This window comes from Streptomyces venezuelae, from assembly GCF_008642375.1.
In the GTDB taxonomy this organism is placed as follows: Bacteria; Actinomycetota; Actinomycetes; order Streptomycetales; family Streptomycetaceae; genus Streptomyces; species Streptomyces venezuelae_G.
The window spans coordinates 7,668,368-7,680,951 of record NZ_CP029194.1 but is presented as its reverse complement, the minus strand read 5'-3'; the positions used below and the strand labels follow the sequence as shown (position 1 = coordinate 7,680,951).

General features: G+C 73.5%; 13 protein-coding genes. 6 read left to right on the top strand and 7 right to left on the bottom strand.

Annotated features, from left to right (window positions below):
- Position 1: 1 nt before the first annotated feature.
- The gene (locus tag DEJ46_RS35020) at positions 2–1,309 is read right to left on the bottom strand and encodes a histidine kinase (protein ID WP_150272856.1); all 1,308 of its coding nucleotides are present in this window, start codon (positions 1,307–1,309) and stop codon (positions 2–4) included.
- 180 nt (positions 1,310–1,489) lie between these two features.
- Between DEJ46_RS35020 and DEJ46_RS35015 the strand changes: the two genes are divergently transcribed.
- Positions 1,490–2,677 (top strand): serine hydrolase domain-containing protein, encoded by a 1,188-nt coding sequence (locus DEJ46_RS35015; protein WP_411757799.1) that lies wholly within the window; start codon positions 1,490–1,492, stop codon positions 2,675–2,677.
- A gap of 38 nt (positions 2,678–2,715) precedes the next feature.
- Here the strand turns inward: DEJ46_RS35015 and DEJ46_RS35010 are convergent, their stop codons facing one another.
- From DEJ46_RS35010 to DEJ46_RS35000, 3 genes are all read right to left on the bottom strand, one after another.
- Positions 2,716–3,216, bottom strand: coding sequence for a GNAT family N-acetyltransferase (locus DEJ46_RS35010; protein WP_150272854.1), 501 nt, complete (start codon positions 3,214–3,216; stop codon positions 2,716–2,718).
- A 151-nt stretch (positions 3,217–3,367) separates the two neighbouring features.
- Complete coding sequence (locus tag DEJ46_RS35005) at positions 3,368–4,000, bottom strand: maleylpyruvate isomerase family mycothiol-dependent enzyme (protein WP_150272852.1); 633 nt, start codon at positions 3,998–4,000, stop codon at positions 3,368–3,370.
- A gap of 35 nt (positions 4,001–4,035) precedes the next feature.
- A complete protein-coding gene (locus DEJ46_RS35000; protein ID WP_150272850.1) occupies positions 4,036–4,803 on the bottom strand; it encodes an alpha/beta fold hydrolase in 768 nt (255 codons plus the stop codon).
- A gap of 104 nt (positions 4,804–4,907) precedes the next feature.
- Between DEJ46_RS35000 and DEJ46_RS34995 the strand changes: the two genes are divergently transcribed.
- The gene (locus DEJ46_RS34995; protein ID WP_150272848.1) at positions 4,908–5,465 is read left to right on the top strand and encodes a PadR family transcriptional regulator; all 558 of its coding nucleotides are present in this window, start codon (positions 4,908–4,910) and stop codon (positions 5,463–5,465) included.
- On the opposite strand, the gene DEJ46_RS34990 is transcribed toward DEJ46_RS34995, so the two are convergent.
- Positions 5,446–5,949, bottom strand: coding sequence for a GNAT family N-acetyltransferase (locus tag DEJ46_RS34990; protein ID WP_150272846.1), 504 nt, complete (start codon positions 5,947–5,949; stop codon positions 5,446–5,448). The two genes, DEJ46_RS34995 and DEJ46_RS34990, sit on opposite strands and share 20 nt — an antisense overlap.
- 109 nt (positions 5,950–6,058) lie before the next feature.
- Between DEJ46_RS34990 and DEJ46_RS34985 the strand changes: the two genes are divergently transcribed.
- The 4 genes from DEJ46_RS34985 to DEJ46_RS34970 all read left to right on the top strand — a co-directional run bounded on the left by DEJ46_RS34985 (position 6,059) and on the right by DEJ46_RS34970 (position 9,696).
- Entirely contained in the window at positions 6,059–6,505 is a 447-nt protein-coding gene (locus DEJ46_RS34985; RefSeq protein WP_223835330.1) for a hypothetical protein, read from the top strand.
- A gap of 183 nt (positions 6,506–6,688) precedes the next feature.
- Positions 6,689–7,276: an RNA polymerase sigma factor gene (locus DEJ46_RS34980; RefSeq protein ID WP_317852206.1), complete on the top strand. Its 588-nt coding sequence runs from the start codon at positions 6,689–6,691 to the stop codon at positions 7,274–7,276.
- Positions 7,273–8,235, top strand: a complete 963-nt coding sequence (locus DEJ46_RS34975) for a hypothetical protein (protein WP_150272842.1) — start codon at positions 7,273–7,275, stop codon at positions 8,233–8,235. The genes DEJ46_RS34980 and DEJ46_RS34975 overlap by 4 nt, the downstream gene beginning before the upstream one ends.
- 93 nt (positions 8,236–8,328) lie before the next feature.
- Positions 8,329–9,696, top strand: coding sequence for an MFS transporter (locus DEJ46_RS34970; protein ID WP_150272840.1), 1,368 nt, complete (start codon positions 8,329–8,331; stop codon positions 9,694–9,696).
- Positions 9,697–9,756: 60 nt separating this feature from the next.
- Here DEJ46_RS34970 and DEJ46_RS34965 read toward each other — a convergent pair whose 3' ends face one another.
- Positions 9,757–11,649, bottom strand: coding sequence for a helix-turn-helix domain-containing protein (locus tag DEJ46_RS34965; protein WP_150272838.1), 1,893 nt, complete (start codon positions 11,647–11,649; stop codon positions 9,757–9,759).
- A gap of 79 nt (positions 11,650–11,728) precedes the next feature.
- The gene (locus tag DEJ46_RS34960) at positions 11,729–12,565 is read right to left on the bottom strand and encodes a 3-hydroxybutyrate dehydrogenase (protein WP_190623044.1); all 837 of its coding nucleotides are present in this window, start codon (positions 12,563–12,565) and stop codon (positions 11,729–11,731) included.
- Between the last annotated feature and the right edge of the window lie 19 nt (positions 12,566–12,584).

Sequence of the window (12,584 nt, the reverse complement as noted above, 5' to 3'; positions counted from 1 at the left end):
TTCACGCCGACATCCGTACGGGCAGCCGGACGGCCAGCCGCCAGTGCCGCGGCCCGTCGGGGCCGGCCTCGAACTCGCCGTGCAGCAGCCGCACACGCTCGGCGAGACCGGGCAGACCGTGCCCGGACGTGCGGAAGGCACCCCGGCCCGTCCCCGTACGCGCACCGTCCCCGGTCGCATTCACCACCACGAGCTCCAGCCCCTCCGCCGTCACCGCCACCCGGACCTCGACGGGCCCGCCCCCTCCGTGCCGCACGGCGTTCGTCAGCCCTTCCTGCAGGATCCGGTACGCCGCCCGGGAGAGCGTCCCCTGCACCTGCACCGGCTCCCCCGAGAGCTCCAGCTCCACCACGGCGCCCGTGTGCCGCAAGCGGTCGAGCAGTTCGGGCAGGTCGGCCAGGGTGCGGGCGGGCGCCGCCTCGGCCGGGGCCGCCCCGGACTCCTTCTCGCGCAGCACGCCCAGGACGTAGTCCAGGTCTTCGAGCGCCGCCCGGGCCGACTCCTCGATACTGCGCAGGGCGGCACGCGCCGCCGCCGGGTCGGCTGACATGAGCTCTCCCGCCACCGCGGCCTGGATCGTGGTGGTCGTCAGCGTGTGCCCGATGGAGTCGTGCAACTCGTGGGCGAGCCTGTTGCGTTCGGCGAGGCGCAGTTCCCGTTCGGCCGCCAGCGCGAGCCGTTCGGCCGACGACGGCCCGAGGAGCCGGGGCGCCGACCACCTCAGGGCCTTCGTCACCCCCGCGCACACGGTCGCCGCCAGCAGCAGGCAGCAGAGCCCCACCACCCAGCTCTCCCAGCCACCCGAGACCCGCACCGACCGCCCGAAGAGGCTCAGCCCGGCCTCGGCGTCGAGCCATCCCCCGGGCAGCGTCAGGCCGGCGAACAGCAGCACACCGCTCGCCAAGGCCCCCGTCCACCCCAGCGTCACGTGCAGCACGAGCCAGAGAGGGGTCCGCCAGCGGTCGGCGCGCGGCGGCGCGACGAACACCGGGCCGGTGCCGGTGCCGGTGCCGGGCGCACTCGTGAACGTCCGTACGGCGACAGGCTCGGGCAAGGCCACGCCCAGGAGCCGGCGGGCCGACAGGACGAGCACGCGTCGCGTGGTGCGGGCCAGTCCGACGAGGCCGATCAGGGCCGACCAGACGAGCAGCACCACGACGATCTGCACGCCTTCGGGAGCGGACCGCCAGGCCAGCGCGGGCAGCAGCGCGAAGGACAGCAGGGGCAGGCTCGCCAGCACACCGGCGTAGGCGAAGAGCGCACCCGCGTACGTGGAACGGCTCAGCAGCGGCCGGATTCCTTTGATCATGATCAGCCAGTATGTACGGGCGGCCGGCCGACGGCCTCCCCCGATCGGGGGAACAACCTCTCCCTCTGTACCGCGATGCGCTCCCCAGCCCTCGAAATCCATGATCGTGTCCAGCCCGACCAACGGGCGGCGCGACCGAGAGCGCTGCGTGATTCCACACGATTCCCAGGGAGTTGACCCATGCGAGAGCAGACGTGGCACGGACCTCGTTCCACCGAGCGACGGCGGCGGGGAGGGCGGCGCGGGGCGATGGCGGCCGCGGCGGCGATCGTCGTCGCCGTCATGACGACGGGCGCACTGGCTCCGGCATCGGCTTCGCCGTCGGCCTCGGCGTCCGCCACGCCCCGGCCCGACCGCGTACAGCAGGGCCTGAACGCGCTGGTGCGGGAGGGCCAGCCCGCCGCGCTGGCGAGCGTCGAGGACCGCGACGGCCGTACTCGTACGTACACGGCGGGTGTCGGGGACCTGGCGACCGGCGCGAAGGTGCCGAAGGACGGTCAGGTGCGGATCGGAAGCAACACGAAGACGTTCACCGCGGTGGTCGTGCTGCAGCTGGTGGCCGAGGGCAGGATCGCCCTCGACGCCAAGGTCGACACCTACCTCCCGGGCCTTGTGCGCGGCAAGGGCATCGACGGCCGCCGGATCACCGTCCGTCAACTCCTCCAGCACACGAGCGGCATTCCCGAGTACGGGGCTCACATCAGCGACGAGGAGATGAGGGACCGGTACTTCGAGCCCCGCGACCTCGTCGACATCGCGCTCAAGCAGAAGGCCGAGTTCGCCCCCGGTGAGAAGTGGGATTACAGCAACACGAACTACGTCCTGGCCGGTCTGATCATCCAGAAGGTCACCGGCCGACCTCTCGCGGAGGAGATGGACCGGCGCGTCATGAAGCGCGTCGGCCTGCGCCACACGTACTTCCCCGCGCCCGGCGACAGGACGATCCGGGAGCCGCACCCGAAGGGGTACGCGCGGACTTCGGCAGGCGCGACCCCGATCGACTTCACGGAGGTCGACCCGTCGGCGGGCTGGGCGGCGGGCCAGCTGATCTCCACCAACTCCGACCTCAACCGCTTCTTCACCGCACTCCTCGACGGCCGCCTCCTCCCCGCGGCCCAGCTCGCCCAGATGCGGACGACCGTCCCGGTCGGGGACACGGGCAGTCACTACGGACTGGGCCTGATGAGCAGGCAGTTGTCGTGCGGCGGCGTCTACTGGGGCCACGGCGGCGACATCGTGGGCTACGAGACCCGGGGCGGTGTCACGGACGACGGCCGCGCCGTCAACGTCGCGGTGACGAGCATCCCCCCGGACGAGGCGGGCGCGAAGGGCGTCGCGAAGGTCGTGGACACGGCCTTCTGCCGCTGAGCCGGAGGACACCCTCCCCGGTGTGCCCCGGACGTGCTCTATACGCGTCGTCCGGGGACGTCCAGCACCATCGTGTCCGAGCCGCCCACGCGCCCGACCCGGGCGAACCCGAGGGAGGTGTAGAGGTGCGCGGCGGGGTTGCCGTCCTCGACGCTGAGGCTGAGTCGGGTGACGGGTCCGGCCTGCTCGGCGGCGGCCCGGATCAGCGCCTCCATGAGCGCCCGGCCGTGCCCACGGCCGCGGTGCGCGGACAGCACGCCGAGGGTGAGCTCGGGGACGTCCGCCGCGACGAACCCGTACCCGGGCCGGTCCTCGGGCAGGCACCGCGCCCAGGCCGCACCGACCGGTTCGCCGGCGTCGGTCTCGGCGACGACCCCGAAGTCGCCGCCGCGGGGCCAGCCGTCGACGTATCGCGCGGCGTGCGGGTCGGCGGCGAGCTCCTCGGCGGTGAACCGCTGCTCGCCGTTCCAGTTGTACGCCTCCCGCAGGATGCGCCGGAGGAAGCCGGCGTCGCGGGCGGTGGCGGTGCGGACGGGCACGGGCGGTCTCCGGGGCGGGAGCGGGGCGCGAGCGGCGCCGGACCGGCCGACGGTAGACCGCCGTCGGCGTGGACGGCAACAGGATTGACGCCCCGGACGGGCGCCCCACGCGGGCGCGCCGCCGGGCCTCGCCCTACGGACCCCGGCGGCCTCAGCCGGCCGCCGCCAGTGCGGCGAGCCCCGGGCCGCCGAGGTCGTCCAGGGCCGGGCGGCGGCCGGACACGGCCAGGAGCAGGGAGAGTGCGGGGCCCGTCGCCTCGGGGCCGGTCCCGAGGGTCAGGTCGGTGTCGGTCGCCGTGAGCCGGACGCGGGCCAGGAGCTCCTTGGCCCCGCCGAACGAAGCCGGGGTCCGTGCCTGCAGGCGGAGCGACCTGGCCACGGCCTCCGCCGGATAGGTGCGGGTGAGGCCCAGGGGGCGGCGGATGTCCTCACCGTGGACGATCTCCTCGACGAGCCGGCTGTCGAGGGGCGCCGGCGGGGTCGAGGTCCGCGAGGCCGCGCGGCGCAGTCGTTCCAAGGTCTCCTGCGGTGTGGCCCCGCGCTCGCGGGCCACCCCCACGGAGTTCTGGCGGTCGAAGTCGAACCGTGCCCGGGCGAGGCCGACCACGAAGCCCAGGCGTGTCGTCCGGTACGTGTCGACCAGGTGGGCGGCCACGTCGTGGACCGTCCATCCGGCGCAGAGGGAGGGCTGTTCCCATTGCCGGTCGTCGAGGCGCGCGAGGTCCTCGACGAGCGCCGCGCGCTCCGCGTGGACCATCGCCCAGACGTCGTCCTTCTCCGCCATGCCTTCTCCTTCGTCGGCCACCGTGTGTACCAGTGTCAGCCGCCGTTCAGCGTGTCCGCGACCGCGACCGCGAAGGCTTCGGGGTTGTCGAACATGATGTTGTGGCCGCAGTCGGGGATCGCCCGGAGGGTCACGCCCGAGGCACGCAGGCCCGCCGCGTCCGCCGGTTCGCCGTCCGCCTCCGGGTGGAGGCAGGTGCGGGGGACGGACAGGCCGGCCAGCTGTTCACGCAGGGTGGGCGAGGTCCCGCGAGCGCGGTGGACCGTGGTGCGGTACAGGGCTTCGCGTCCCGCGAGCCGCATCGTGGACCACCAGAACGCGCCGACCCGCTCCTCGGTGCGCTGCCAGCCGTCGGCCAGGAACTCCTCCTCCGTGTAGGCGGCGATGCCGCTGCTGCCGGGGGCGGGCTCCGGCGGAGAGGGGTCCAGGACGGAGTCCACGAGGACCAGGTTCGCGACGAGCCGCGGGTGCCGGGCGGCGAGCAGGATCGCCACGGCTCCGCCCAGGCTGTGCGCGACGACCTCGGCGTCGGTCACCTCGGCGGCCTGCAGGGCCGCGGCCACGGCGTCCGCGTGCTGTTCCAGCGTGTATCCGAAGTCCGTGGGACGGTCGCTGATGCCGAAGCCGAGCAGGTCGAGCAGCAGGGACCGGCGGCCGGTCAGCAGGGGGTGCGCGGCGGCCGCGGCCCAGTAGACCGGCGACGTGGCACCGAGTCCGTGCAGGTAGACCCTGGTGGGTTCGGCGCCGGGGATCTCGACCCAGCGGATCAGGTCGCCGTTCGGTGTCACGGGGGCATGGCGCATGGCCGACTCCTTGCTCGTGGGCTGACACCCGACGATACCTCGATGCCGAGGTATAGCGGTACCGATATACCTCGCACCTTCGCCAGTTCTGTCACCATGGACCCATGCTCAAGCTCGCGATCCTCGGGTTCCTCCGGGACCGGCCGATGCACGGCTACGAACTGCGCCGGCATCTGACCGCCCTGACGGGCCACATCCGTCCCCTCAGTGACGGCACCCTCTATCCGGCGATCAAGCGCCTGGAATCCGACGGCCTGCTCGTCCGCGAGACCGAGCCCGGATCGACCGCCGCACCCCGGCACACCCTGCACCTGACCCCGGCGGGGCAGGCCGTGCTGCTCGAACGGCTGCGCACGCCCGAGCAGTTGGACATCAGCGACGAGAACCGCTGGTTCACCGTGCTGGCCTTCCTCCGCCACCTCGACGACCCCGCCGGTCAGGCCGCCGTGCTGCGCCGGCGCCTCGCCTTCCTCGAGGAACCGGCGAGCTTCTTCCACGACGAGACCGGGCCGCTCGACGCCGAGCGGGTCACCGACCCCTTCCGCAGCGGCATCCTGCTGATCGCCCGGGCGACGTCCCGGGCCGAACTCGCCTGGCTGCACGACATGATCGCCGCCCTGGAAGCCCCCGGCGGTCAGGACCTCACGGCAACGGGCGCGTGAGCCACACCACTTCGCCGTTCTCCTCCATGGAGAGGTGGTCCCGCTCGAAGTCGAGCTTCTCCAGGACACGCAACGACGGTGCGTTCCACGTGCCGACGGTCGACCAGAGCCGCTTCCGCCCGGTCGCCGCGGCGGCCTCGACGACCGCCGCGGCCGCCTCCGTGGCATAGCCGCGCCCGTGCGCGTGCCGGAACAACTCGTACGCGATCTCGGGCTCGTCCAGGGTGGCGCGGCCGATGATCAGCCCGCAGTAGCCGATGAAGTCGCCCTCCTCGCGGCGCTCGATGGGCAGCAGGGCGATCCCCGTCTCCTCCGTCGCCGCGAGCAGCTCCGCGATGCCCGTGCGGGTGCGCTCGACCGTGAAGGTCCCCTTGTCACGTTCGGAGAGAAGGGCGGTGAACTCGACGGCATCCGACTCGGCCCACGGCCGCAGTGTCAGGCGCTCGGTCTCCAGGTGGAACGACATCGTCTTGTACGTGGTCATGGCGCTCACTCTGCCCCACGCGTCACGTGTGACACTTCCGGACCCCTGCCCGCTCAGGAAGCGAGGGAACCGAAACCGTCGGCTCCCCATCGACTCCCAAGGGGCCGGCATGCATCGACACGGCATCACCGCGGCGGAGATGCCGCGACACTCCGCGGGGCTCCTCAGGGAACTCGCCGTTCGCCGCTCGGTCACCGCCCGCGGACCGCTCCCGCTGGACTACTCGACCGCGAGTCTGCGGGTGGTGGACTTCCTCATCGACGGCCTGCGCCGGGACCGTGACGCACGGGCCGAGACACCGCGGCCGCTGCTCTTCGGACTCGGCTCGTACGTCGGTGAGGTCCTCGTGCGGCAGGCGGGCGCGGTCTGGGTGGATCTGGACGCCCCCCAACGCGAGTACTTCGGCCAGCGGGTGGGGGTGCGGATGCCGGACGGACGCATACGCAGCCCGCTCACCAAGGTCGAGAACCGCTACCGCCTCGGGCCCGCGGAATCCCTGTACCAGTTCTACCTGACCCTCCCCGGCCGCTCCCGCACCAGACGGGTCCGGGTCTGATCCCGCCCCCTCAACCGGCCTGTGGAACAGCTGTGATAGTCCTGTGGCGGGAAGATCACTCGGCTCGGCCAGGGGTGGCGGGGAAGACGCGAGGAATGGGATTCAGGGGTGTACCAGCAGAAACCGGCGACCGGACACGGGAGTCGGGACGGCGGGGCCCACGACAGAGAACTCGAGGAGGCGGTGAAGCGGGCCCAGCAGGGTGACGAGGACGGCTTCACACTCGCCTACCGCCTCGTGAACCCCCTCCTCATCGGCTACCTGCGCGGTCTCGTCGGCGAAGAGGCGGAGGACGTCTGCGCCACTGCCTGGCTGGAGATCGCGCGTGACCTGGGACGCTTCCGCGGCGACGGAGCCGGCTTCCGGGCCTGGACCGTCTCCATAGCCCGCCACCGGGCCCTGGACCTCCTGCGGCGCGAGAAGGTCCGCCCCCGGAAGTCCTCCACCGCGCTGGACGACCTGCCCCATCCCGCTTCCCCGGACCTCACCGACGACCAGGCACTCCAGGCCCTCGCCACCGAACGGGTGCTGGCTCAGCTCGCCGAACTGCCCCGAAGCCAGGCGGAGGCGGTACTCCTGACGACGATCGTCGGTCTCGACAACCCGTCGGCCGCGCGCATCCTCGGGAAGCGCCCCGGCGCCGTGCGGATGGCCGTGAGCCGCGGGCTCGCGACCCTGCGCCGGCGTCTCCCCTTACCCCTTACAGGAGACCGACCTCCGTCCGACCACCCGACAACGCCCCGCAGTGCCGACCCCTGGAGGACTCGATGACTGAGCGCCCCGCCGCCGCCGTCCCCTCCTCCGCCTCGGACCCCGGGATCGAGCGCCTTCTGACCGAGGCCCTGGTCCCCGCGTCCCCACCCTCCTCCGCCGCTGCCTCCGAAGCCGAGGCGGCCGAAGCCAGGGCCGCCGAAGCCGAGGCCGCGGCCCTCATGGCCTTCCGCGCGGCCCGGGACTCCGGCGCCCTCGACGCCCGCCCCCGTCCCTCGGACGACTGGCGCCCGCGTGGTGCGGCCGCGTCCTCCCGCCTCTCCCTGCGCACCTACGTGGGTGCCGCGCTCGCCGGGCTCTCCCTGAGCGGCGTCGCCGTGGCCTCGACCCCTCTCCCCGCCGAAGCCGACCAGTCCCCCGAGAAGCCCGCGCCCGTCGGCGGTACCCCGTCCCCCGGCTCCGCGTCCCACGCCGGCCCGGGCCCCTCCGCCACTCCGGTGCGGCGTCCCGCCCCGCCGTCACCTCCCGCCGCCCCCGGCCCCGCCGCCGTGCCGGAACCCGCTCGGGAGCCCGTGCATGCCGACAACTTCACCTCCCTGTGCCGGAAGCACCTGCGCCACGGCTCGGCGGAAGCGGCCGACCCTTCGCACAACTCCGCGGCCTGGCAGCGGCTCGTCGCGGAAGCGGGCGGCGACTCACAGATCGACACGTACTGCGCGCGGGCCCTGGCGAAGGAGAAGCCCCGCGAGAAAGCGACCCCGCCCGCCGCTTCCCGGGGCGGGAAGAAGGCTCCGGCCGGCCCCGGGTCACGGCCCGCGAAGGGGGCGCCGGCAGGAGCGAAGGGCTTCTCGAACCGGCCTGAGCGTCATCAGGTCCCGGGCGCGGAGCCGTACGCGAAGGACGGGGCCGGGGAGAAGCGGCTCACCTCGAACGGCAAAGACCCCGCAGCCGAACGCAGCGGCACGCTCCCGGCAGACGAGAACGCCCCCATGGCGGCCGGGCGCATGCCGGCGAAGTGAACTATGGTGTCCCACCACATACGACGCTGACCTGCCACTTCCTACGGTGTGGCGACACCGAATCGTCCCCGCCCTTGCCTGGAAGTGGTGCACATGGCCGCCGCAACAACCTCCCCGACGCCACCCGGTTCCCTCAAGCGGATCGTCGCCGCCAGCCTCATCGGCACGACGATCGAGTGGTACGACTTCTTCCTGTACGGGTCCGCCGCGGCGCTCGTGTTCAACAAGCTGTTCTTCCCCGAGTCCGATCCGCTCGTCGGGACCCTGCTGTCCTTCCTGACGTACGCCGTCGGGTTCGCCGCCCGGCCGCTCGGGGCGCTGGTGTTCGGGCACTACGGGGACCGGCTCGGGCGGAAGAAGCTGCTCGTCCTGAGCCTGCTCCTGATGGGCGGGGCGACCTTCGCCATCGGGCTGCTGCCGACACACGCGACCATCGGCTCCGCCGCCCCGGTGCTGCTGACCGTCCTGCGCCTCGTCCAGGGCTTCGCGCTCGGCGGTGAGTGGGGCGGGGCCGTACTCCTCGTGTCCGAGCACGGCGACGCGAAGCGGCGCGGCTTCTGGGCCTCGTGGCCGCAGACCGGCGCGCCCGCCGGACAGCTGCTCGCGACCGGTGTGCTGTCCGCGCTCACCGCGCTGCTCCCGGACGCCGCCTTCACCTCCTGGGGCTGGCGCATCCCGTTCCTCCTCTCCGGCGTCCTCGTGATCGTCGGGCTCTGGATCCGGCTCTCCGTCGACGAGTCGCCCGTCTTCAAGGCGGCGCTCGCCGCGGCCGAGGAGCGCAAGGCGGCCGGCGGACAGGTCGAGAAGCTTCCGCTGGTCTCGGTCCTGCGCCACCACTGGCGGGACGTGCTCATCGCGATGGGCGCCCGTATGGCCGAGAACATCTCGTACTACGTGATCACCGCGTTCATCCTGGTCTACGCGACCACCCAGGTCGGTCTCTCCAAGCAGACCGCGCTGAACACCGTCCTCATCGGCTCCGCCGTCCACTTCGCGGTCATCCCGCTCTGGGGCGCGCTCTCCGACCGGCTCGGCCGCCGTCCCGTGTACCTGATCGGCGCGATCGGTGTCGGCGCCTGGATGTTCCCGTTCTTCTCGCTGATCGACCGGGGCACCTTCGGTTCGCTGCTGCTCGCCGTGACGGTCGGCCTGGTCCTCCACGGGGCGATGTACGCGCCGCAGGCCGCCTTCTTCTCCGAGATGTTCGCGACCCGCGTGCGCTACTCCGGCGCCTCCATCGGGGCGCAGTTCTCCTCCGTGGCCGCCGGCGCACCGGCGCCGCTCATCGCGACCGCGCTGCTCGCCGACTACGGCGACTCGACGCCGATCGCGCTGTACGTGATCGCCGCCGCGCTGCTCACCGTCGTCGCCATCGCCTGCGCCAAGGAGACCCGCGAGCGGGACCTCGGAGAGATCGCCGAGCGGACCTCGGAGAGGTCCCGGGTCGGCGCCGACGCCTGACGGCTGCCCGAGCGCCCCGTGCCGCGCTCCTCACGAGCCCGGCACGGGGCGCTTCTCACGTCACTTCCCCGGGACCGCCCCCGCGAGCGCGTGCAGGCGCAGGGCCAGCTGGATCTCCAGGGCGCGGGCCGGGGACTGCCAGTCCGGGCCGAGGAGCCGGCCGACCCGGTCCAGGCGCTGGGCCACGGTGTTGACGTGGACGTGAAGCTCTTCCTTCGTACGGGCCGGGCTCATGCCGCTCGCGAAGTACGCGTCCAGGGTGCGGACGAGATCGGTGCCCCGGCGGCGGTCGTACGCGACGACCTGGCCCACGGTCCGGTCGACGAAGCCGTCGACGTCGCGGCTGTCCGCGAGGAGCAGCCCGAGGAAGCCCAGGTCCTCGGCGGCCGCGCCCTGGCCGGAGCGGTGCAGGAGCCGGAGCGCGTCGAGGCAGCGGCGGGCCTCCTCGTAGGCGACGCCGACCTCGTCGGGGCGGTCGAGGGGCGCGCGTACGGGGGCGGAGGCGCCGACGGTCACGGGCTCGCGCAGGGTGTCGCCGAGGTGGCGGGCGGTCTGGCGGGCCAGGTCGGCGGCGCTCTCGCCGGGGCCGAGCGGCAGCAGCAGGACCGTGCCGCCGTCGCGGGCGGAGGCGAGTCCGTGGCGGGTGGCGGCGAGGTGCGAGGCCGCCGCCCCGAGGCGGCGCCGGTCGGCGCTCTCCCGGCGGCCGGCGTCGGTGTCGGCCGCGCCGCCCGCCCGGTCGACGCGGGCGGCGAGCACGACGTGGGGCGCGGCGCTGTCGGTGCGCAGCCGGGCGGCGCGCTCCCGCAGCAGGCGGCGGTCGCGGTCGGGGGCGTCGAGGAGGTCGTCGAGGAGTTCGCCGCGCACCCGCTGCTCGGCCTCTCCGGCCGAGCGTCGGGCGAGCAGCAGCAGGGAGGTGACGAGCGCGGCCCGCTCCAGGGTCCGCTGGTCGACGGGATCGAGCTCGGGCTGGCCGTGGAGGACGAGGGCGCCGAGCGTCTCGCCGCCGGCGGAGACGGCCGCCACCCAGTCGTCGCCCTCGCGGACGGCGTGGCCCTCCGCGCGGCGGACCGATCCGGCGTCGGCCTCGGTGAACTCGACGGTGCCGCCGAGGACCTCGGAGACCGCGTCGGCCACGTCGTGGACGCCGCCGCCGTGCAGGACGAGCTCGGAGAGCCGGTCGTGGACCTCGGAGGCCCGCTCGATGACACCGCTGTGCTCGCGGATGATGTCGTTGGCCCGCTCCAGCTCGGCGAGGGCCGAGCGGGTCTCGCCGAGCAGGTTGGCCGTGTCGATGGCGACGGCGGCGTGCGCGGCGAAGGAGCAGAGCAGGGCGACCTGCTCGCGCTCGAAGACCCTGGCCCTGCGGTCGGCGGCGAAGAGGACGCCGATGACCTGGCTGCCGAGGCTGAGGGGGACGCCGAGGATGGCGACGAGGCCCTCGTCCCGTACCGCCGTGTCGATCGTCCGGGTGTGCTGGAAGCGCTCGTCCTCGAAGTAGTCGTCCGTGACGTACGGCCGGGCGGTCTGGGCGACGAGGCCGCCGAGTCCCTCGCCCATGCCGAGCCTCACCTGCTGGAAGCGCGCGGAGACGGAGCCCTCGGTGACCCGCATGTACGTGTCGCCCGCGACCGGGTCGTTGAGGCTCAGATAGGCGACTTCGGTGCCGAGGAGCGAGCGGGCGCGCTGGACGATGGCGCGCAGCACGGCGTCGAGGTCGCGGAGGCCCGCGAGGTCGTGGGCGGTCTCGATGAGCGCGGACAGCTCCGCCTCACGGCGCCGCCGCCCCTCCAGCTCGGCCCGGACGCGCAGGGCGAGCGCCTTGGCCTCTTCGAGCCCGGCCAGCGCCTCGGGGCCCGCGCCGCTCGCACGGGCGAGCAGCACGGGCCGGTCGTAGGCCTCCGTCGCGGCTCCCCTCGCGAGGAGTTCCAGGTAGGAGACGTGTTCGTGGGACATGGACACAGGGATACCTGCCGAACGTGTGGTCGCACCACCCCTGTGGACAGGCTTCACCACCGCGACCGCGGGGTGTTCCTCAGTGGGCGGTCCAGCCGCCGTCGAGCGTGAGCGAGCTGCCGGTGATGAACGAGGCCTGCGGGGTGCAGAGGTAGAGGACGGCCTCGGCGACCTCCTCGGGCTCGATGAGCCGCTTGAGCGCCGAGTCCTTGAGCAGCACCTCCGAGAGGACCTGCCCGCGGGGGATGCCGTGGGCGGCGGCCTGGTCGGCGATCTGCCGCTCGACGAGCGGGGTGCGTACGTAGCCGGGGCTGACGCAGTTGGAGGTGACCCCGTACGGGGCGCCTTCGAGGGCGGCGGTCTTCGAGAGGCCTTCGAGACCGTGTTTGGCGGCCACATAGGCGGACTTGAAGGCGGAGGCGCGCAGCCCGTGGACGGAGGAGAGGTTGACGATCCGCCCCCAGCCCTGGGCGTACATGTGCGGCAGCGCGCCCCTGATCAGGCGGAAGGGTGCCTCCAGCATCACCGTGAGCACGGTGTGGAAGACGTCCGGCGGAAAGTCCTGGATGGGGCGGACGAGCTGGAGTCCGGCGTTGTTCACGAGGATGTCGGCTCCGGCGGCGGCGCTTTCGGCCGCGTCCAGGTCGGTGAGGTCGAGGAGCCGGGGGTCGACGCTCCCGGGAAGACCGGCGGCCTCGACCGCCAGCGTCTCCAGGCCCTCGGCCGCCCGGTCGACGGCTCTGACCCGGGCCCCGGCGGCGGCCAGCCGCAGCGCGCAGGCCCGCCCGATGCCGCCGGCCGCGCCGGTGACGAGCGCGGTGCGGCCGGTGAGGTCGAGGGCGACGGCCCCGGGCAGCGGGGCGGGCGAGGCCGGGTGGGACACGGAGCCGGGGGCGGTGCTGATGGGGGCGCTCATGCTCCGCACCCTACGAACG